Raw genomic sequence first — 22,667 nt, forward strand, 5'->3', positions numbered from 1 at the left:
AAAAGTTTCAGTGGAGTGCATTAGAGGACAGAATTAAAAAATACGCTCTGTGATGTAACAGGATGAAAGTTTTTTTTCAAAAACAAAAAAAAGGTAAGTTCCGAAGAACTTACCCTTTTTTAAATATTCTTAGCAGCTAATTAAAGTACTGTAATATTTTCTGCTTGAGGACCTTTTTGGCCAGCAGTAACAACGAATTCTACTTGTTGGCCTTCAGCCAAAGTTTTGAATCCTGAGCTAGCGATAGCACTGAAATGTGCGAACACATCAGGGCCAGACTCTTGCTCGATAAAACCAAAACCTTTAATTTCGTTGAACCACTTAACGGTTCCTTTAACTGTATTAGACATAAATATTCACCTGAATAAAAATTAAACACCTCAAAATGAGGCATAAATTGCAAAAAAATTAGACTGTTACTTAGAAACTTCAGGACGAGGAATTATGAATAAGACAGCGTATTACAGAGTTTATAGTTAGAGACTTCTTTCTAGCTTGAGCCGTTATAATATAGGCGTATTAATAAGATAGATAGTTTTATTTTCATTAAATGCTAAAAATATTTTCCTTGATTACCATTTACTCACCCTTTTCTTCCCTAGCCTTTGCTAGCAACAAGAAACGCTTGTGAATTCGTCTTGTCGCGAGCCAAACGCCTCCGACAACAAGAGGAACAGACAACCCAATAACTAAACTTTTATCAAAATTCACGCCTTTATCGTAGACAGCTTCGATAAGAAATTTTAACAATCCAACACTATAATAACTAATAGCGGCTACAGATAAGCCCTCTACAGTATGCTGCATTGCAAGTTGAATTTTTGAACGACGATCCATTGACGTGAGAAGTTGCTGATTCTGTGATTGAATCGACATTTCTACCTGAGTCCGCATCATATCCGAGACTCTATCAATACGCCTAGAGAGGCTTTCCAAGTGATTACCTACCGTACTGCAAGTACGAACAGCGGGCGTTAAACGACGCGTCATAAATTCAGTAATCGTTAGATGTCCTGAAACCTCATCTTCTTTTAACTCATTTAAACGCTTTAAAACCAATTCATGATACGCTTTTGTCGCGCTAAATCGAAAAGAGGTTTTCGCTCTGGTGGCTTCTACCCAAGCCGCCATGTCAATTAACTCACCTAATATAGCTTGCTCATCAAGTGGTTCTGTTGAATCCGATAAATTGGCTGTTATTTGAGCCAATTGTTCATCCATATTCACCAGTTCAGCACTGTATCTTCGGGCCATAGGCAGCGCCAATAAGGCCATTAGACGATACGTTTCGATTTCTACTACCCGCTGAACCATACGGCCCAGCTGACTGTCGCTCATATTTTTATTGTAGATCAAAAAACGGCCACAGCCATCGCTGTGCAACTGAAAACTGGTCCAGACTTGAACGTCACCGTTTTGTGGTCGACTCCCAACCAGACGCATGCCTTCAAAATGGCTTTTTACCAACGCTAAATCAAGTTCAGGTATGGTGCGCGCATCCTCAACTGCCACATGAAAGGCGGCAATTACAATACCAGGAATTTTTGACAACCAATTTATAGGTAAGCAATCTAATGCATTTTGATCAAAAAAACCGATAGAGCCATCCACCGGAGTATGAGTGATCATATAAGAAGTAAACTCAAGATGTTTATCACGACGTATTTTGAAATTGCCAAAATCCACCTCAAAACACGCACCATCGCCTTCGGGCGGGATGCCATCAAAATAGCTATAAAGTGAACGAAAATGCTCGTACTCAGCATTTTTTTGCTCTGAGCCAACCATGATGGCGAGATAACTTATTCTGGTAGGACTAGGGATCACCTGAAAAGGGCGCGAATGTAACTCCGCATAAATTACATCACGCAATGGATGCATTTCCAATCCATACGAGTTATTAGCTTTAGCCACTGACTTTACTACCAATATTTAAAAATGAGCGTTAAACAAAAACATTTAGAAAAAATAAAAATTACTCAACGACAACCTGTCGATCATTCGCTAACTTCCATAAAATTCTATTTTTACCGCTTTTTTTAGCAAGCCCAAGCATGTCATCAGCCGCATCAAAAAAATCGTCACTTTTACAACCAAGACTCGGTGATTGTGTGGAACCTCCCACACTTACCGTCACCTTGCCGCTAAAATCTTCATGGCTATAAGCCAAATTCAAAGCTTCTACGTCTTGCATACAACGACGAGCAACATCAATAGAGTGCTCCCGAGAGTGCCGCGGCAGCAAAATGACAAACTCCTCTCCTCCGTATCGTGCGACCAAACCTTTATCTGATACTTGATTTGCTAATACCTCAGCCACTTGTTGGAGCACTTTATCGCCAGTGGCGTGGCCGTAACAGTCGTTGTATTGCTTAAAGTTATCGATATCAATAACAATTAACGAAATACAATCTTGATTTTGGATGGCTGCTTGCCACTCGTGTGTAATCACATCGTGATATTTACGACGATTTGCAAGCGATGTAAGTGGGTCTATGTTAGCTAATTTTTCAAGCATTTTACGCTGTTTTATAAGCTGCAAATGAAGACGTACACGAGCCTGTACAATGTTCGTATGCAGTGGTTTTTGAATGTAATCACTGGCGCCCATTAATAGCGCTTTTTCTTCATGACTTGAATCATTTAAGGCGGTAATAAAAATAACGGGAATAGTACTTGTACGTGCATCGTGACGAAGTCGACTCATGGTCTCAAAGCCATCCATTTCAGGCATTAAGACATCTAGTAAAATCAAATCTGGCTGATATTCTATGGCTTTTCTAATACCCTGCTCACCACTTTTTGCCATCATGATACAGACATCATCATTAAGCATGTCACCGATTATTTTCAGGTTGATTTTTTCATCATCAATGACTAAAACACTTTGCTTTACTGACATCGTATTTAATTACCTTGAAGCTCGAAAATAAGCTGAGATGCTTTAACAGCGGCAACCTCAAACTCGACATCTTTTATATCAAAAATTAAGTGTTCAATATCTAAAGCATACTTTGTGCCTCTCACCATCTTACGCAATAGGCTAAAATGATTTTCTACAAAGAAGTCTGATTTTTTTAGCAAGGGGACGATCACTTCCAGTTTACTGGCCAGTTCATCGGCACAAAACGTCCGATCTCCTTCATCACTGTTAATCAAAGAATTATAAGGTATTAAGACTTTTTCTAGCTCATAAGCTAATTTATTTACTGTCTGAACGAGACGTTCAAGTAATTTTGAACTGATCATATTGTTCTGAATATTTCGCTCTAATTCAGAACAATGTAGTGATAAATCAAAGGCTCCAATATAAGCTGAGTTCGATTTTAATGAATGAATAATATCGACAATATTACTTTCTAAACATCTGTCTATAGTAAACACTTTGTATTTATTATAAAAAGCCGTTACTAAATCGAGGTATAGACTTGTTTTCCCACCAAGATTGTTTATTGCACCTTTGATGTCTAATGTATCGATTGATGACATTTTAGACAATACCTCAACATACGAGGAATCCTGATTAGAGACAAACAAATCATTCATTTTTAAGGGATTATCTTGTGTTTCTGCATGTAAGTGTTTTTGTAAAGTTTTGTACAAATCGATTTTTTTAATTGGCTTATCTAAATGCGCATTCATACCTGCCTGAGCAGACTGCTTTTTTGCGTCTTCAGACACATGGGCCGTCATCGCAATAATGGGGATATTTCCATATACACTAGACGATCTAATATGTCTTGTAGCTGTTAATCCATCCATAATGGGCATTTGAATATCCATCAAAACGATATCATAATTCTTACTATCTAATTTATTAATGGCGTCTTCGCCGTTTCCTGCCACGTCTACATTAATAGACGTATCATCTAGATACCCTAGAATAACTTTTTGATTTATTAGATTATCTTCTGCCAATAACAAATTATATTGAGATAAATCAGGAATGTTATTTTCTTCATTTAACGTTGGATCAATAGAAAGCGATAAGCTTGACGAAACATTAAGAGGTAACGTGAAACTGAAGGTTGAGCCGTGACCTATTTCGCTGTTTACCCAAATGTCGCCCCCCATAATGTCACAGAGTTGACGAGATATCGTTAAACCCAATCCGGTTCCACCAAACACCCGAGTAATACTGTCGTCTGCCTGCTGAAACGATTGAAAGAGCTGTTTTATATTCGTTTTTGATATCCCTATACCCGTGTCAATCACATCGCACCTTAACAAAACACCTTGACCATTATTGGTATCAGAATAAACGCGCACGCAAACACCACCGCGTTCAGTAAATTTAACCGCATTCGTTACCAGATTGACCAACACTTGTTGTATCCGTAATGGATCACCCAAGAGCATGGGCGGTAGTGACGCAGAAATATCGACTGTCAACGCCAGCTTTTTTTCTTGAGCCTTAGTTGTGTTCATATTGATCGCATGCTGAACAATCAACCTAGGAGAAAAAGGTACGGTTTCTATGCTCATTTTTCCCGCTTCGATCTTCGAAAAATCCAGCACATCGTTAACAAGACTAAGCAGAACTTCACCAGAGGCTAATATTTTATTCATACAGTCTTGTTGTTCATCATTTAAAGATGTTTTAAGACTTAAGTGACTTAATCCTATTACCGCGTTAATAGGTGTGCGTATTTCATGGCTCATTCTGGCGACAAAGGAGGACTTGGCTTCCAATGATTCCTCTACGGTACGCTTCGCACTTTCTAATTCTTTGGTTCGTTCTTGTACTTTTCGGTCAAGGTCTTGATTTATCGTTTCAAGCGCGACGCTGTATTCAAGAAGTTTCTCATTGGCTTTTAATGCCACCGATTCTGCGTCTTTTATTTTGGTAATATCGCGACTCACACCACAAACAAAAATGGGCTTACCTAACTCATCAAAGATAGGTACAAACAAAGTATCAAAATAAATACGACTGCCGTCTCCACGCACACCAGTTTGTTCGATAGATATAGGGGTTTTAGCTTGAAGTACTTGACGGTATGTCGCATAGACCTGTTCCGCCATTTCATCACCAAATTGCATACGCAAATTTAGCCTGTGTATCTCAGCACCTTCTTCAAGTCCCATGACTGTTTTTGAAGCAGGATTATTGTCGTATAAAGAAAACTCATCGTCCTCTTCGACAGCCATAATAAACATCAAATCAGCAGAGTACCGCCACATCTGTAAAAAACAATCGATTACGGTTTGATCGTGCTCTTCTCTATTAAAAGCATGGCTTAAATTCATGTGTTTTCCTTCACAATCTGATAAATACTCAACAGTGGATTTTAGTTAATTCCCAATTCAAATAGTTTGCCTGAAGATACGATTCTTAATCGTAGTTGAATTAGCCAACCATCGAGAGAGCACTAAAACACTAGCATCTTGGTTTATACGGCCGACAAGTGATATGGGGTGATGTGTCTTCAACACATATATCACTTAGGCTAACACTTTGTAATATATTTTTGTCGGCAAAGGTATCGGTGAAACCAAGTAGACTTATCTGCTCACCTTCATAAGAAAGGCAGCCATTGACCACCCCATACTTTTGGACCTACACAAACACCGTCAACTGAATAGCTTGCCCTTTTTTTGGCCATTATTATTAAGTTGTCCACAATAAGTTGACCACCAATGAGAACCATTATCTGGCTCCTCATTACCAACAGAGCGCCAATATATAGACAATACTAACGACTCCCTAGATCAAGAGAGCAAGAAAACCCTATTTCTGATAACGATTTTCATATGTTCTCTAAAAAACACAGTGTATTCTCGACGTTAGTTATTATGAAAAATGTATTACAAAAGTAACAACAAATAGAATCAAAGGCTCATTAAAATAATAAACACAACAGAGAAACCGCCTTATTCACTTATACTACCGCTTAAATTTAACCAAAGACGAAAAGCAGGCTAAATACCTTTATGTCTATTCCTATCATTAAATTCGGTTTGATTCTATTAGGATTTATGTCTGTTAATTTGGCTAACGCCAATGATCTAATTACTTTTGGGAAAGCCTGTCTAGTAAAAGAAGAGCGTTTAAACCAAGCAAAAATAAAATTAGACACTCTATCCCGTCGTTCCGATCAGACACAGACCAAGACAAATCAGGCATGGCTTTCTTTAAAACAGTACCAAGAAGAAAAAAAGCAGTTAGAAACATCGATGACCGAATGCGCAGAAACCGCACCCAATAGTGCCTATTGCCATCAAATTCGTCGTCGTTATAACGAACTAACATATCGTATTAATAGGAAAGAAGTAGAAGCGTCCGAAGAGCGCTTTGATGGTGACGACTCAAAAGTTGACTATGAAATAACAAGAGCGAATTTTGACCAACGACATGAGGCTTTTCTCGCCCAATGCAGAGATTCAGATGATCATTACGCACTGCTTCAAAATCCAGACGCGTATGCGGCCGTTTGTTCTGACGATGAAGCAAAACAATCTGTCACTTGCGCTCTTTTCTAGCCATCCAGTGTATTAGAGCATTACTGAATTATGGTCTCGGTTTGCACCACATTAACCAGTTTATCCATCTGAAAGCCTAGCTTCTCTGCTTTTGCGAACAGTCTTTGCTTTACGTCTTTTGGCATCGTAGGTGTTCTTGATAATAACCAAAAAAAATCTCGATTAGGGCCTGACACCATGGCGTATTGGTAGTCTTTTTTATCCAATTCAAAGATCACATAAGCACCATAAAATGGCCCAAAGAAAGACACTTTTAAATGCCCAACATCAGAAGAATTGACAAAATATGCTCGCCCTGTGGCTTCTCGCCATTCTTTATCGTCTGCTGAATAGCCTCTATTTGATACCGCCACACCACCATCATCTCGCATAGAATACGTGGCGGTTACATTCGACAGACCCTCCTCAAACGCATGATCTTGCCGAGCAATTTCATACCAGGTTCCTAAATAACGCTCTAACTGAAATTGAGTAACAGGATCAATATTTTTAGGCGCACTAGTACAACCCGCCAATAGAATCGACATAATCCAAACAACATATTTCATATGGTCATCCTTATAACTCGTTTAGGTTTCACTACTTAATACAAATGTCACAGTCTTATTGCAGTCTATTAAGATCGTTTACTCGGGAACAAACATCTTGTTTAGTAATAGATTAGTACATTCATGGCGGCATGGAAGAAGCATCAGGCAACAGAATAAAACCGTGTCTGTGAGTCTAAGCAGTATGACGCCAATGACCAAGGTTGACGCGAGGTTTTTGTCTTTTTCTATCGATATCTCTGTTCTGGCAGGCGGATTTTGGTGGGAAGGCAGTAAAGGTACCCAGCGAGGATTGGGAACGCAGCGTGTCGAGCCGTTAGATCTAAACCAGCCAAAGCTAGACCAACTTATCAAAGCGCTTGGACCTGCCTATGTTCGCGTTGGCGGGTCAGAAGCCGATAAAGTACATTATTTTACCAGTCTCAAAAACGCTTCTACTGAGCAACCTGATCCGCTCGTTCTCACAAAAGAAATGTGGCATAACCTACACGACTTTTGCCAGCGTCATGCTTTACACCTCATGTTCACCATAAAGTACGGCCTATTTGAGCGACGTCAACAAGGCGCATGGCAATCGAATGAAGTGGAATCATTACTAAAATACAGCCATGAGCACGGACAAACTATCGAGGTACTTGAGTTAGGCAACGAGCTCAATGCTTACTGGGCGTTCCACGGATTCACCTCGCAACCCAGTGCCAAAAATCTCGCCAAAGACTACGACACCTTTACTCGATGCGTTCGACAACACAGTCCACACAGTAAAATTGCCGGTCCAGGCAGTGCCTTTTGGCCGAGGATCGGTGAGGCCGTCAAACCACTAAGCAATATCTCATCCACTTTTCTGGCAAGCCTAGAGGAAAAAATCGACATCGTAGATTGGCATTATTACCCCTTCCAAAGTAGCCGCTCGCCAGTGAGAACACGCGCTGCCACCATTAACAATATCCTGTCGCCAAACTCTTTAAAGGACTATGAAAAATACTCGATGCAACTCGATAAGTGGCGCAACCAATATCAACCAAAAGCAGAACTTTGGACCGGAGAAACAGGCTCAGCACAATGCGGCGGACAAGCCAAACTGTCTGATCGTTTTGTCTCCTGTTTCTGGTGGGCGGATCAATTAGGACGAGGGGCGAAAATCGGCCAAAAAGTCATGATAAGGCAAAGCCTAATTGGTGGAGACTATGCCCTAATCAATCGCAATACGTTAAAACCAAACCCTGATTATTGGGTCAGCTGGTTATGGGGAAAGCTAATGGGTGAAGACGTTTTTGCCGTACAAAGTAACGACCCTTTTGTGCAAACTTACTGCCACAGTGCAAAAAAAGAAGGCAAATGCACACTGCTTATCATCAACATGTCGGCCAAGCCAAAAATTATGAACTGCCAAGGATTTGGATCAAAGAAAAAACGTTTCGAAATCACAGCAGATTCACTCACCTCAAAAAAAATTCGCATCAATGGCATCAAACCTAAGTTTAATAAAGGACGAGTGGCCTTAAAAGATTTCCCTAAGCTATCAAAGCTAAACCTCGTCAGCCCTTACAGTATTAGTTTTTGGTGTTTTACGGTGTGAACAGGAAAATTAATAACAAAAGATAATGAAAATGATTATCAATAGTATAATTAATAACTTCCCATCGCTATAATAACGCGGTCTTTTTGGTCTACAGGGTTCAGTCATGGTTAACAATATTCCGATATTTGGTCGATTCTTAGCACTCTTTGTTTTTTGTTTTTTTCTGGCGGCCTGCGATCAAACGTCATCACAAACCTCTTTATTAAAAATAGGTCAGGTCGAGAAAAACAACTCTGGATGGCCCAGAAGCATCATGACTCGTGAAGGTTTGCTCACTCTAGATAAACAACCAAGCAGGATTGTTTCCACCAGCGTCACCTTGTCTGGCACATTACTCGCAATCAATGCACCACTTGTTGCTTCTGGCGCGACCATGGCGAACACCAGCGTCGCGGCAGAACAAGGTTTCATGCGTCAATGGGCAAACGTAGCGGACGAACGAGGCGTTATTCCGCTTTATCAAACAGAGCCCAATGCTGAGGCCATTATCAAAGCGAATCCAGACCTGATCATTATCTCTGCAACGGGTGGCGACTCGGCACTAAAACTCTACGATCAGCTAAAAGACATAGCCCCCATTCTGGTCATTGGCTATGACGACAAAAGTTGGATTCAACTGGCTGATATTTTGGGGAACATTCTTGGCCTTGAAGAACAAGCTAAAACCATCACACAGCGCTTTGAAAAGAGTTTAAAAGAAACGAAATCGATGATCACCCTACCACCTCAACCAACCACTGCCATGGTGTATTACCAAGACGGCACAGGCGCAAACATTTGGACAACCGAGTCCGCCCAAGGTCGCATTTTACAAGAACTAGGATTCACCATTGCTGACATTCCAGAATCCGTCAAAGGCAATATCAGTATGGGCATGCGTAACGATATAGTCATTGCCACTGGTGAGCGATTCCCAGATGCCGTTATGGGTAACTCCGTCCTGTTATTTTCAGCTTCCAAGGACAGAGAAAAAGCGTTCAAAGAAAACCATTACTTACGTGAAACAAGCGCCGTAAAAAATAACCAAGTATTCGCGGTGGGTGATGACACCTTTCGCTTGGACTACTACAGCGCCACTAACTTTCTCAAGCAATTACAAACTCAGTTTGGACACCAAACTCATGTCCAGTAACAGCTTAGCGAGAGAAAAAATACCTAATACCAAGCCACTTAATACAACGACATCGACGACTAGCAACAAGCGCTACGCTTGGCTGCTGGCTTCCATCCTTTTATTATTTGTCATTATGGTGGCCAGTTTATGCATTGGCGCAAAGCCCTTATCGCTAGATCAGCTTTGGAATGTCTTAATCGGCAAAGAACATGGTATTGCCGAAATCATCATTTTTGAAGGTCGACTCCCTAGAACCTTAAACGGACTTTTTGTTGGCATGGCGCTTGGCACCTCTGGTGCACTGATTCAAGCCATCACTCGCAACCCCCTTGCCGACCCAGGCATACTCGGCGTTAACTTAGGCGCCAGTCTGGCTATCGCGATTGCTATTGTTTTTCTGGGGGCGACTCAGCTTACTGAATTCTTCTATTACGCGGCGCTCGGTGCTTTCTTAGCCAGTTTGTTAGTATATTTTGTTGGCAGCATGGGAGGCGGAAAAGTCGACCCTCTTAAGCTGACCTTAGCAGGCGTGGCGATTGGCGCCGTCTTTGGCGGGTTAAGTTCCGCTCTCACACTGTTTAATCCGGTCGCGTTTGATCAAGTTCGCTTTTGGTCCGTTGGCAGTTTAGATATTCGAACGCTGTCTGTACCGCTGTTTATTGCCCCTGTGGTTATCGTTGGCTGCCTTCTGGCTGTTGCCATTACACCTGCTTTAAACGCATTTAGCTTAGGAGATTCCTTAGCCGCTGCACTGGGAAGTAAACCCGCTCGAATCCAAGTAGTGGGGTTGATAGCGATTACTCTGCTTTGTGGCGCCGCAACCGCCGCCGCAGGGCCCATTGGCTTTGTCAGCTTGATGATGCCCCATATAGCCCGCTGGATGGTCGGTCCAGATCAACGCTGGATTATTCCTTTCAGCTTTATTTTGACGCCTATTCTGCTATTAAGCGCAGATATTATTGGGCGAGTATTGATTACTGGCGAACTGCGAGTCTCGATTGTGACTGCTTTTATCGGTGCGCCAATCTTAATTTATTTGGTGCGAAGAAAAGGTGCGACAGGATTATGAAAAACCGCTTTTTGTCCAAAAACGCTTCTACCCCGTTGGCAACCACACTACCTACTCTCATCACGACACTCTTCAGCTTACTGCTCATCTTCGCCACGTTATTTTTTGGTGAACACATTACCAATAATTTTCACGATATTTGGCAATTAGTAACAGGGAGCGCTGATCGTTATCAGTCTATCGTGGTATGGCAATGGCGAGCTTCTCGCTTATTTGCGGCGCTGATCATTGGCGCAGCGCTTGGCGTCAGTGGCGCAGTGTTTCAATCGTTGGTGCGTAACCCGCTTGGTAGCCCAGACATAACGGGCTTTAACGTAGGAGCTTTTACGGGCGTTTTGATCTCCATCGCACTGTTTGGCAATTTATATTGGCTAAGTGTTTTCAGTGCCATTTTAGGTGGGCTATTTTCTGCGCTACTGGTCTATTTGTTCGCCTATCGGGATGGTCATTCTGGCTTCCGTTTGATCATTGTTGGCATCGCCATTAGCGCAACGCTCACCGCTTTTAACCAATGGTTGTCACTCACTGTATCATTGGAAACCGCCATGACAGCAGCCTTGTGGAGTGCCGGATCGTTAAATGGTATGACATGGTCTCGCATCCTTCCCGCTGCACTCTTGATTACGGTCTTTCTGATCTGTGCTTTCCTACTGAATACGCGCATGAAATTATTAGAAATGGGCGACGACACCGCTGCAGCCTTGGGAGTGTCGGTTAACAAGAGTCGCCTTATATTAATGTTTGTCGGCGTGGCACTCACCGCCGTTGCCACCGCCATTACAGGCCCTATTGCCTTTATCTCGCTTGCAGCGCCACAAATTGCCCGTCGTTTGGCGAATAGCGCCAATGTGTCGCTCGGTTCTTCAGCTTTGGTTGGCGCGATATTATTGCTACTTGCTGACTTTATTGCACAACACGGTTGGGAAAATTCCACCCTACCGGTAGGACTGGTTACCATCAGTTTGGGTGGCATTTATCTAGTCTATTTGATTACTCGGGAAGGCAAACTATGACATCGCAATCATCCATTTCACTTGGCACAGAATCAGTCACCCTAAGTTATGACCAAAACATCATTACACAAGACCTTTCCATTCATATTCCTGAGGGTAAATTCAGCGTTATCGTCGGACCAAACGGCTGTGGAAAGTCCACCTTGTTACGCGCGATGAGCCGGCTACTTAAACCACAATCCGGCCAAGTTTTACTTAATGGAAAAAACATCCATTCACTGGCAACTCGTGATGTTGCAAAAATATTAGGCCTGCTACCACAAAGCGCCATTGCTCCAGACGGTATTAAAGTAGTCGACCTGGTTGCCCGTGGACGCTTTCCTCACCAAAAATGGTTTCAGCCTTGGCGTGAACAAGATCAAGATGCGGTGGATGCAGCAATGAAAGCAACGGACATCACCCACTTTGCCCAACTTAATGTAGATCAATTGTCCGGTGGACAACGACAGCGTGTTTGGGTTGCTATGGCGTTAGCGCAAAAAACACCTCTGCTATTACTGGACGAACCAACCACGTATTTGGACATTGCCCATCAGATTGAATTAATGGATTTATTTCAAGATTTGAACCGACTACAAGGCCATACCATAGTGGCCGTATTACATGATCTTAACCACGCCTGTCGATACGCTGATAACCTGATCGCCATGAAGTCTGGACAAGTTGTCGCCACAGGCACACCTAATGACATTGTCACGGAGACATTAATTGAAACGGTATTCGGACTGCCTTGTATTATTTTAGAAGATCCCATTTCAGGCACACCATTGGTCATTCCAAAAGGCCGACAATAACAGCAAAAACAACAGCAAAAATAAAGCGGCGATGAATGGCTCATCGCCGCTTTATTTAGTGTCTTATTCTTCGTTATGCCACTTCAGCCACAGTATTCTTTGTGTCTTTCATAGCGTCAGGCTCTGGCGGGAAAAGGCTGGTATCAATCCAACTAGCTTCTCGAAGTGATCGAACGCCCGCGCCGACAAACAAAGTTGCTACGGCACAGCCAAGCCCTAGACTTACCAGCCCCATCACCGGCGACAGTACTTTGACAATCACCCCAATCCCTAATGCCCCAGCAGAGTCGCCGACGACATCTTGCGCCGTCCAAAAACTACCAATTCGACCCAACATATTATCCGGTGTATGGCCTTGTACAATCGAATACTGCAGTAAACCGCCAATAGAACCAAGATAACCAAACACCGCTAACGCCCCTAGCATCAACGCTAAATGCCCCATTACCCCCAAAGACGCAACACATAAAAAAGACAAGAAAGCCGTTATTAGCATCACCACGCCTGGACGCCGTAAACCGCGTATCCAACCACTGGTTAATGCACCTAAAGTTGACCCCACTGGCACAGCGGAATACATAAGGCCGACCTCAAACGCCCCACCGCCAAAAGCCGTTGCCGCCAAAGCAGGGAACAAAATTCGAATGGATTTGGTAACGGCCTCTAGCGTGCCTAACGCCACCACAGCGCGAATCACTTTATGCGTAAAGACAAAAGTAAAACCATCCAATAAAGATTTAATGGGATGCTCTTGTGGACCACCTTTTTCTGGCTTCATGTTCGGCAAAGTCACCAACGTAATCAGGGTGCAAAGAGTGCCAATAGCGGCCAAGGTGTAATTCCAAGTAACACCAAATGACACAATCACCACACCCGCTATGGCAGGTGAAATGACCGAACCAATGCGAACAACCAGCATGCTCAATGCGCCTGCGGTAGGAATATTTTCTCGTCCAACCAAATGAGGAATAGACGCCATTAATGCGGTCAGTCCAATGGCGCTGAAGAAACCATCCCACAGTGAAATGGCATAAACAGCCCAAAGGCTTGGCTCAGAAAGGTACGCATTCAATGCCAGCAGTACAAACCCCACACCACAAATAAAGCGCGAGGCTAAAATCAGCCATTTACGATCCATCCTGTCGGCCAAAACACCGCCCAACATCAGTCCTACAAACATGCCCATGCCATCTAACGCGACAGCAAAACCAACCTGTAAGCTAGACCCTGTTAACTCATAAATTTGTACTGGCACCGCCACATTCAACATACCTATGCCCAATACAGACATCAAACGGGCAATGAAAATAGCGCGGAAATTAGCGTTGGTTTTTAGCAGACTAAAATCCAACATGATCTTTGATTTTGACATAACGACTCTTTAAGTTTGGCGCGGCTTCATGCCGCGCACGAATACATTACAAGGCTGACACTAGCTGATTGAACACAGGACCAAGCACCACAAGCGCTTCGGGGGATAAAATATCTTCATGAGCAAAATCAAAATGATGCTCTTCAAGAGTATCCACATAAGGCGACCAAGTGACTTGAATATCCATACCTTCTGGAACGGTTTTATCCGCGACAAATAGCACGGCCTTACCGTGATAACGTTGCGATTTCGCCTTCGACAGTAAAGCAACCGAGTCCGCGTAATTTTTCACAATATCGGCAAACATCGCATCTCGCTCGACCGTCATTTGCTCGTCTAAAGTATCCTCAGAGGTTTCCATGAATTGCGCTTTTTCACGTTCAACTTCTTCTTGGGCTTCCGTATCGACCGACCCTGACCAATCTTGCTCATCAGGTGGATAGGTATCTAAAAGGCCTAGGAAGCTGACTTCTTCACCCATTTCTTGCAATCGAACCGCAAGACCATGGGCAATGGCGCCACCAAGAGAATAACCAATAAGTCGATAAGGCCCAGACGGTTGACGCGCCTTTAACACCTTCAAATGCTGTTCCACCACATCAGGCATATTGCTTTGTGATGCAATCGGGCCATCTGGCCGTGGCGACTGCAAACCAATCATTGGACAAGTCTGAGAAAGATATCGAGCGAACCCAGTGTATTGCCACGCAAAACCAGAAGCGGGGTGAATACAAAAAATGGGCGTGCCGGCCCCTTGTTTAATCGGCAACACTGAACCAAAACCAGACAATTCACGACTGTTAGCAAGGTCTTGATTGCTGAGTACATGAGCCAGTTTTTCGATACTAGGAGACACCATGATCTGTCCCACGGTGACATTAAGCTTCAAGGCTTTACGCAACTCCGACACTAGGCGTACCGCCAGAATGGAATGCCCGCCTAAAGCAAAGAAATCATCACTCGCACTCAATCCCGTGACACCCAGCACATTAGAGAAAGCGTTTGCTATCTCTGTTTCAATCCCTAGCTTAAGCACTCTTCCTTGTGTCGGCTCTAACAAGTCAGACGGTAACGGCAGCGCTTTGCGGTCCAACTTGCCATTGGCGCTCAGCGGCATAGTTTCCAATTGCAACACAGCAACAGGTACCATGTGTGCAGGAATTTGTTCGCTCATGGCGTTACGAATACTCACTGTATCCAGTTTGTTTACTTTGCCCGTGCTATTTTGACTCGTGCTGTTTTTACTCGTGACATAAGCGACAAGCTGGCGTGCATCAACCCCCATCGCATTACTTTCCTGCCCCCATGATTTGGCAACCACTACTGATTGCTCTACGCCTGTTTGTGCCGCTAGGACTTGCTCGATCTCACCTAACTCAATACGCTGACCGCGGATTTTAAGCTGATCATCACTACGACCAAGGTATTCAATCGCGCCGCTGTCTAACCAACGAACCACGTCACCAGTACGATACATTCGCTCGCCATCACTTTCAGGGTCAGCGACAAATCGTACCGCACATAGCTCTGGGCGGCGCCAATACCCATCCGCTAATTGCACACCGCACAAATACAATTCACCTGCCACGCCAATCGGAACGGGCCGTAAAAAATCGTCCAGTATTCGTAATTGAGTATTCCAAACCGGATAACCAATTGGTACCCCCGTTGCTTTTACTTGAGCCAGACCATCACCAAATGCAGGGTAATACGTCACGTCCACCGCGGCTTCCGTTGGACCATATAAGTTATGAAGTTCACAGCCAACCTCCTTTTCAAACTGTTTAGAAAGCGCCATTGGCAAGGCTTCACCACTGCAAAAAACACGTTCTAACGTGTGGCAAGTGCCCACTTTTTCATCGTCTAATGACGTGACAAATGCCGCCAGCATAGAAGGCACAAAATGCAATGTGGTGATGTTATGATCAACAATTAACTGTTGAAGCTGAATAGGATCACGATGAGAATCTGGTGGTGCCATGTGCAATTTAGCACCGACCATAGCGCTCCAGAAAAACTCCCAAACAGAGACATCAAAGCTACATGGCGTTTTTTGTAAAACGACATCATGGCTCGCCAGTGGGTATTCATCCTGCATCCAAAGAATTCGATTTACGATGGCTTGATGAGATACCAACACGCCTTTAGGACGACCCGTAGAGCCAGAGGTATAGAGCAAATACGCCGACCCGTTAACGCTAAGAGCTGGCGCTTTCCACGAGTTTATGACTTGCTCTCGTTGTGCGTCACTCACTGGTGTAATAGGCGCATCGTAAAGATAACGTTTCCCATCCATTTCAAAACGGGACGCTTCTTTTGCTAAGGTGATTAAAGCGGCTGGCTTTGCATCCTCCAGCATGTAATTGAGTCGATCATCTGGATAACCTGTATCAAGAGGCAGATACGCCGCCCCCACTTCGATAATCGCCCATAGGGCAAGACTTAACTTCACCGAGCGAGGAAGAGCCACCGCGACGATATCGCCCGATTGAACCCCTAACGATTGCAAGTTTTTCGCCAAAGCGATCACTTCGTAGCGAGCCTGTAAATACGTTAACTGATGCTCGTCATCCGATAAGCAAATCTGATTCGGTGTCAGAAGCGCCTGCTCAACCAAAGCGTCCCGAAGCGTTATTTGAGGTAGCAAGTGTGACGTCTGATTCAAGTCGGTAATCAAGGTTTTTTCTGACGGAAGACGAAAATCCAGCGTTTGTTGAGCTGTCACGTCTTCAAGTAGCAGCGTTTTCAATAACGCATTAAAACGCGCTATCAAAGTCTGAATTTCATCGCCACCTCGATATTCGAACAGCAAATTCAACTGCTCGCTTGGCAACGCCAACACCGTCAATGGATAATGTGTAAAACCTCGGTTATACACATCTTCAAGCTTTAAGCCTTGATAACACTGGCTGAACAAATCGGCCTGTTCAGGGAAGTTTTCTACCACTAGCAAGGTATCGAATAAATTACCATGCCCACCGAGTCGTTGGATTTCGGCCAAACCTAATCCGTCGTGCTCCAACAACCCAATTTGTTCATTCTGAACCTGTTGCATTTGCTGCCATAACGTCAGTTCTGGCTGTAACTGCACACGTACTGGCACGGTATTACTGAATAATCCAATATGCTCTTCTATTCCAGCCACGCTGCCAAAGCGCCCAGAAATTGGCGTCCCAAATACCACATCAGAACGTCCAGTCAAAGCAGACAATACGTTTGCCCATAGAGTTTGCAGTACACTGTTTAAGGTCAGCCCTTTACTTTGATAAAAACCTTTTAATGTAGCGAATTGATCCGCTTCTAATGTTAGCGTATGCGTTGTCACTTGCTCTGTAGGTGGTGTGTCGGCAAACAACAACGTCGGCATGGCATTATCTAACGCCTCTTTCCACGCTTCTCGCATGGCGTGTTTATCGCGCGCCATTAGTTGCTCAACAACCCAAGTGTATGGCACAGGAACCGCCTCCAGTTCAACCAAATCACCGCCATAAGCGTTGACCAAGTCACGCAACATAATCGGCGTTGACCAGCCATCTACCACCAAGTGATGCGCGTTTAAGAACAAACAATGTCGCTGTTCCGATAAGCTCACCAAAACAGCATTCAACAGCGGAATACCTGCCGATTGAAAGGCCATAAAATCTCGACTTAACTCTTGCTGCTCTATCTTTTTTAGCTGTTCTTGTTGCGTCGTGCCGTCTTGATGCCTTAAATCGATAACGTCCACAGGCCACCAGCTTTTGCGTTCGCTGGAGCGTCTCCATGGCAAAATTTGTAGTGCCGTGTCGCCTTGGGAAAAATCAAACAAGGCGCCCAACTGGGGGTGCTTTTCTATGACCGCTCCTAACGAATCTTTTAATCGCTCTATGTCCATACTTCCAGAAAAAGTTAAGCGAGCCAAAGAACTGTAACCCGCATCTTTTGCATCAGTATCTTGCTCTAGTTGAGCATGGAAAAGCAGGCCTTCTTGCAACGGTAAAGCCGGCAATATGGCTTGCAAGGCACCGTATTGACTTCTTAACGCGTCCATATTTTGCTCATGTAGATCAAGGCTTTTCAGATCTTCAGCAACCAAGGTGTCGGCAGCGATGGCTTGATGAGTGTCTGCAAACTGGCTCATGGAGGACGCAATATTAGTCAGTGCGCTTAAAAGTGCCTCTATTTGCTGAGGCGGTACTTGATTGACATCATGCCCAACATGAATGGCCAACTGTGATGTGCCATGACGATCATCCACAAATAGGTTTAATTCCAACGCATGGGCAGAGTTCAATTGATCCGATTGATGCACTTCAAATGTGTCTTGGAAGTAACGCTCGCCTTGCAGTAACGAAAGCTCGCCCTGCTGAAAACGACCAAGGTAATTAAAGAGAATCTGTGGTGACGCCGTTGCTTCTAAATCGGAGAAAATTTGACGAGTACTGTCATTCATATACCGAAGCACGCCATAACCCACACCATCATTGGGTACTTTAAGTAAAGCTCGACGAACTAATTGAACAATGGTTTCATAAGGTACGTCATCCACTTTGAGTGAGTTCAATTTGGACAGTAACGTCTTTTGTCCCATCATGCGTACTGGGTATTCTGCGGTGAACCAACCTAAGGTTCGGGTTAAATCAAGATCGCTGATGTCCGCCCGGCCATGGGATTCCATCATCATCGAAATATCTGTCGTCTTATATTGCCGAGCAAGAGCAAGATACAAAACACTTAACAGCGCTTCTTGTGGTTGGCACCGATACTGTTTAGGTAAAACTTCCAGTAACAATGTTGAGGTTTTTATATCTAACATGACACGTCGGTGCGCTCGTTCATTTGATGCCTGACGCTCAAATAACGGTCTTCCTTCTAATTGCTCCAACCAATATTTTTTCTCAGACAACCAGCGTGGCATTTCGCTTTGCAAGGATTTTTGCCAGTCTAATAAACTGTTTGGTGACACTGATAACTGACTATCAGAGCCTGACAATAAACTCGATAAATCCGCAAGAAGAATCCGCCACGATACCCCATCCACTATTGTATGATGCAGGGCAAATACGGCAGCGTTTTGGTTATCCGCATGCAAATAACCTACTCGCATAGCAGCGAAAGACTGGCCCAGTTCTGTTTGGGCTTGGGCTTGGGTTTGGATTTGAGTATGAGTTGGTGTCTGAACTAGCTGTTCAAAAGCGCGGTCTGCCAGTGTCGACAAACCACCGCTCTCTTGCGTAAAAAACTGAACAGTAACAGCTGAGGAAGTATCAGATATCTCAAGGTGAGAATCATAAACTTGTGCGTTAAGAACTCCGTGGGCCGCCATCAGTTTAGCTAATACTTGTTCAAATTTTTGCGGCGTCATTGAGTTCGGTAACGCAACAAAAATTGCTTGAAAATACGCTAGGTTTAAGCCGCCTGATTCTTGCATCCAGCGATAAATAGGCAGTTCAGCCAAGCGTCCTGAATGAATACTTGGCAATGTTTTTGTGTCATCAAGCGGCGACAATCGTGTTGCCATAACACGGATAATTCGGCTTTCGAATACGTCTTTCGCGCGTAAAGAATAGCCTTTTTTTCGTGCTAACCCTCCTAGTGACATAGCGACAATACTGTCTCCGCCTAATGCAAAAAAGTCATCATCAACAAAGACGGAATCAAGATTTAGCACCTGCTGAACTAACTGACACAACACGATTTCTTGCTCACTTTTAGGCAAAGCACTGTGTTGACGAATCACGACAGGCGCCGGCAAAGCGTTACGATCAACTTTCCCATTGGTGTTAAGTGGGAAACGTTCCAATACGGTTATGGTGGCAGGTACCATATAGGCAGGAAGTTGCTGAGATAAAGTGTCCATTAATGTTACGGACAACGTTTGAGGGCTCTCTACATTGACGCTATTCACGTCAACAAGACAATAAGCGTCCAGACGATGCGTACTACCTTGTTTATTCGCCACCACCACGCTAGCCGTTACGCCTTCAAGTCTATTTAACGAGGCTTCAACTTCTCCCGGTTCAACACGGTGCCCGCGGATTTGTACCTGATGATCGGTACGACCAATATATTCAACATGCCCACCTTCTAGCCACCTTACCAAATCACCTGTTCGATACATTCTTTCACCCAGTTTATAGGGATTGGCAATAAATCGAGTTGATGTTAACGACGTTTGATTAAGGTAACCGTATGCCAGCCCAGGGCCTGACACATACAACTCACCGGGAATACCAATGGCGACAGGAGAAAGGCTGGAATCCAGAATATAGGATTCAGTGTTGGCGATGGGACGACCAATCACAACCTGCTCAGTGTCTTCAACGCCCGCACCTAAACTATCAATGGTATTTTCAGTCGGACCATAATAGTTTCTGACTTTTAGTGATGGGTAACAACGTATTTGCTGCCAAAGGCGAGAAGACGCCGCCTCCCCGCCCACATACATTAATTCAGGAAAATGCTGACCAGACTCTATTGCCCCAAGATCCAATAGCTGAGATAGAACACTTGGCGGTAAATCGGCGGCATGAATATTATGCTCATTATAGTAATTCTGTATAAGCTCTGGATCTTTGCAAATATCATCTTCGACAATATGCAAAGTGTGTCCAAAACACAGCCAATACATGAGATCCCAACTGGTATCGAACGAAAATGAAGCCGTCAACATGGCATTAACATTCTGAACCTTAGCGGCTAACGCCTCACCGTCACGTCGCCAATGGGAGAAAGCAACATTAACCAAGCCTTTATGAGCAATAACAACGCCTTTGGGTCTCCCCGTAGAGCCTGAGGTATACATGATATAAGCAATATCATTCGGTGAAGGTAAGTTAACAATAAGATTGGAAGCGTTTTTTTGATTCAAAGACAGTAAAAATGATGACGCTTCAATGTTTTGAACCGTCACATTACCACTCTTTTCAAAAGCCTTTTCTGAGTCCGTCAATAACAGTTTAGGCGCCGCATCTTCCAGCATCCAATCAATTCGATCTTGCGGGTACGTTGGGTCAATTGGCAAATAATGAGCGCCAAGTCCCATCGTTGCCATTAGGGCATAAATCATTCGTTCGTCTCGCGGCAAAGCAAGACCCACACAATCGCCTTTTCCTACCCCGAAGTCGCTCAGAACCTGTGACCATTTCGCAATATTGCCCTGTATTTCAGCAAAACTAATGGATTGTCCTTTTACAACCAAAGCCGGTGCAGAAGCCAACCCTTTATCTAGATTTTTGAAATGCTCTAAATTATAAAACTGCTCAATCAAACTAGAATAACCACTGTCTACCGTCACGGCTCCTTGTTGCCAATCCGTAATCATTGATTGTTCCACAGCGCGCAAAACCGAAATATCCGCAATGAAAGCATCGGGCGCAGCAAGAAGTTTTTCAGTGAATTCAATAAAGCGGTCTACGTGAATTTGTAGCGATTCAGCATCGTATTTTTGATCATTACCGACCCACTCAATGTGCAAGTCACCTTTATCAAAGTGCATTCCAAAATCAAGATCTTCTACAGGGCCTGCTGCAAGGTGCTCTATTGTTGCGGTGGCATCACCGAATGAAAGGTCATAGTCAAATAAGCGCAGATTCAATGTCGGCCCATATAACGCCTCGCCCACCCGGCTCAAATCACGAGCAATTTGTTCGCCGTTGTATTTTTGATGTTTTCGTATTTTTTTCAGGTCTCGCTTGATACGCAACGTGAGATCAAAAATGGTATCGCCCAATTCACCTTCAACGATCACCGGAAGCACATTCACTACAGGGCCAAGTGTGTTCAAAGCAACACTACCAACGCGCCCCATAAACGGAAAGCCAACTGGCATTCGCCATTGCCCGCTTACTCTAATCAAATAGGCGGATACTAACCCCATTGCCAAATCTGCAACCGTTAACTTTGACGAAGGCGACCTACTTAAACACGCCTGCAATCGGTCACCACAAATGCAGCTGTTTAATCGAATCAACCGTTGCGAGGCAAAACCATTTTCTGTCGCGATTGGGGTAACGCCATTAGATAAACTCACCACATTCGGCAAGTCAGAGCAGTACGCCTGCCAGAATGCCTTGTCTCGATCATACTTATCTGATGCTTTGTAACTTTTTTCTTCGTCCACAACATCATAAAAAGAACGGTATGGTGTTTGAGTCGTTGTTTTTTGCTGAATGAGCGACTGATAAATACCCGACACTCTCGCGGTAAACACATTAAAGCTGAAACCGTCGAGCATAATATGATGAAAACGTTGATACCAAACCGTCTGTTGATCTGACACTTTAAAGACAATTTGACGAACCAGTGGTGTAGCAGAAGACAGCGACAGTTCAGCGTCTAAATCTTGCTGAATGAGCAAGTCCATGTTTTTTTGAGCATCGGCATCATTTGATAAATCAAGCGACTCAGAAACGGGAACGGGAGCGACATCGACGTCACAACATCCAAGATGTTGAATGGGAACACCATCGTAGTCACGATATACCGCATTAATCGTATCCGATTCTTTAAGCCCAATCTGAATGGCCTCAAGCAAGCATGCAGCATCAATATCGCCACTAATATGAACTTTATGAGCTATGGTGAAGGCATTACCTTGCGATGAAATATGATCGGCCAGCCAGATTCCCATTTGTACATCGGTAAGAGGAACCATGGCGTTATTGGCCAGTACGTTTAGGGGCGCAAAACGCGTTGCTGTATTGTTTTCCAT

The 22,667-nt window shown here is 43.9% G+C and carries 13 protein-coding genes; 6 read left to right on the forward strand and 7 right to left on the reverse strand.

Annotated elements, in window-relative coordinates; genetic code table 11:
• Window positions 1-140 precede the first annotated feature (140 nt).
• From MP3633_RS11930 to MP3633_RS11945, 4 genes are all read right to left on the reverse strand, one after another.
• Window positions 141-350: a cold-shock protein gene (locus MP3633_RS11930; RefSeq protein WP_012069364.1), complete on the reverse strand. Its 210-nt coding sequence runs from the start codon at window positions 348-350 to the stop codon at window positions 141-143.
• Window positions 351-579: 229 nt separating this feature from the next.
• On the reverse strand, window positions 580-1,881 hold the full coding sequence (locus MP3633_RS11935) for a DUF3422 family protein (protein ID WP_176335705.1): 1,302 nt from the start codon (window positions 1,879-1,881) through the stop codon (window positions 580-582).
• A gap of 94 nt (window positions 1,882-1,975) precedes the next feature.
• Window positions 1,976-2,902 carry a GGDEF domain-containing response regulator gene (locus MP3633_RS11940; RefSeq protein ID WP_176335706.1) on the reverse strand — a complete coding sequence of 309 codons (927 nt, stop codon included), beginning with the start codon at window positions 2,900-2,902 and terminating at the stop codon, window positions 1,976-1,978.
• A gap of 5 nt (window positions 2,903-2,907) precedes the next feature.
• Window positions 2,908-5,250, reverse strand: coding sequence for a PAS domain-containing hybrid sensor histidine kinase/response regulator (locus tag MP3633_RS11945; protein WP_176335707.1), 2,343 nt, complete (start codon window positions 5,248-5,250; stop codon window positions 2,908-2,910).
• Between the two features lie 684 nt (window positions 5,251-5,934).
• On the opposite strand from MP3633_RS11945, the gene MP3633_RS11950 reads away from it, so the two are divergent.
• A complete protein-coding gene (locus tag MP3633_RS11950) occupies window positions 5,935-6,483 on the forward strand; it encodes a hypothetical protein (protein ID WP_176335708.1) in 549 nt (182 codons plus the stop codon).
• A gap of 20 nt (window positions 6,484-6,503) precedes the next feature.
• On the opposite strand, the gene MP3633_RS11955 is transcribed toward MP3633_RS11950, so the two are convergent.
• Window positions 6,504-7,031, reverse strand: coding sequence for a lipocalin family protein (locus tag MP3633_RS11955; RefSeq protein WP_112137900.1), 528 nt, complete (start codon window positions 7,029-7,031; stop codon window positions 6,504-6,506).
• Window positions 7,032-7,224: 193 nt separating this feature from the next.
• Between MP3633_RS11955 and MP3633_RS11960 the strand changes: the two genes are divergently transcribed.
• The 5 genes from MP3633_RS11960 to MP3633_RS11980 all read left to right on the forward strand — a co-directional run bounded on the left by MP3633_RS11960 (window position 7,225) and on the right by MP3633_RS11980 (window position 12,603).
• Window positions 7,225-8,610 (forward strand): glycosyl hydrolase family 79 N-terminal domain-containing protein, encoded by a 1,386-nt coding sequence (locus MP3633_RS11960; RefSeq protein ID WP_244959621.1) that lies wholly within the window; start codon window positions 7,225-7,227, stop codon window positions 8,608-8,610.
• A gap of 106 nt (window positions 8,611-8,716) precedes the next feature.
• Window positions 8,717-9,745 carry a Fe2+-enterobactin ABC transporter substrate-binding protein gene (gene fepB / locus MP3633_RS11965; protein ID WP_176335709.1) on the forward strand — a complete coding sequence of 343 codons (1,029 nt, stop codon included), beginning with the start codon at window positions 8,717-8,719 and terminating at the stop codon, window positions 9,743-9,745.
• On the forward strand, window positions 9,735-10,796 hold the full coding sequence (gene fepD, locus MP3633_RS11970) for a Fe(3+)-siderophore ABC transporter permease (RefSeq protein ID WP_176335710.1): 1,062 nt from the start codon (window positions 9,735-9,737) through the stop codon (window positions 10,794-10,796). The genes fepB and fepD overlap by 11 nt, the downstream gene beginning before the upstream one ends.
• Window positions 10,793-11,809 carry a FecCD family ABC transporter permease gene (locus MP3633_RS11975; RefSeq protein ID WP_176335711.1) on the forward strand — a complete coding sequence of 339 codons (1,017 nt, stop codon included), beginning with the start codon at window positions 10,793-10,795 and terminating at the stop codon, window positions 11,807-11,809. The genes fepD and MP3633_RS11975 overlap by 4 nt, the downstream gene beginning before the upstream one ends.
• Window positions 11,806-12,603, forward strand: coding sequence for an ABC transporter ATP-binding protein (locus MP3633_RS11980; RefSeq protein WP_176335712.1), 798 nt, complete (start codon window positions 11,806-11,808; stop codon window positions 12,601-12,603). Before MP3633_RS11975 ends, MP3633_RS11980 begins: the two co-directional genes overlap by 4 nt.
• Window positions 12,604-12,676: 73 nt before the next feature.
• On the opposite strand, the gene entS is transcribed toward MP3633_RS11980, so the two are convergent.
• Both entS and MP3633_RS11990 read right to left on the reverse strand, forming a co-directional pair.
• Window positions 12,677-13,975 carry an enterobactin transporter EntS gene (entS, locus tag MP3633_RS11985; protein ID WP_176335713.1) on the reverse strand — a complete coding sequence of 433 codons (1,299 nt, stop codon included), beginning with the start codon at window positions 13,973-13,975 and terminating at the stop codon, window positions 12,677-12,679.
• A 46-nt stretch (window positions 13,976-14,021) separates the two neighbouring features.
• Window positions 14,022-22,667, reverse strand: a complete 8,646-nt coding sequence (locus MP3633_RS11990; protein ID WP_176335714.1) for a non-ribosomal peptide synthetase — start codon at window positions 22,665-22,667, stop codon at window positions 14,022-14,024.

It is taken from the genome of Marinomonas primoryensis (assembly GCF_013372285.1).
Taxonomy (GTDB): Bacteria; Pseudomonadota; Gammaproteobacteria; order Pseudomonadales; family Marinomonadaceae; genus Marinomonas; species Marinomonas primoryensis.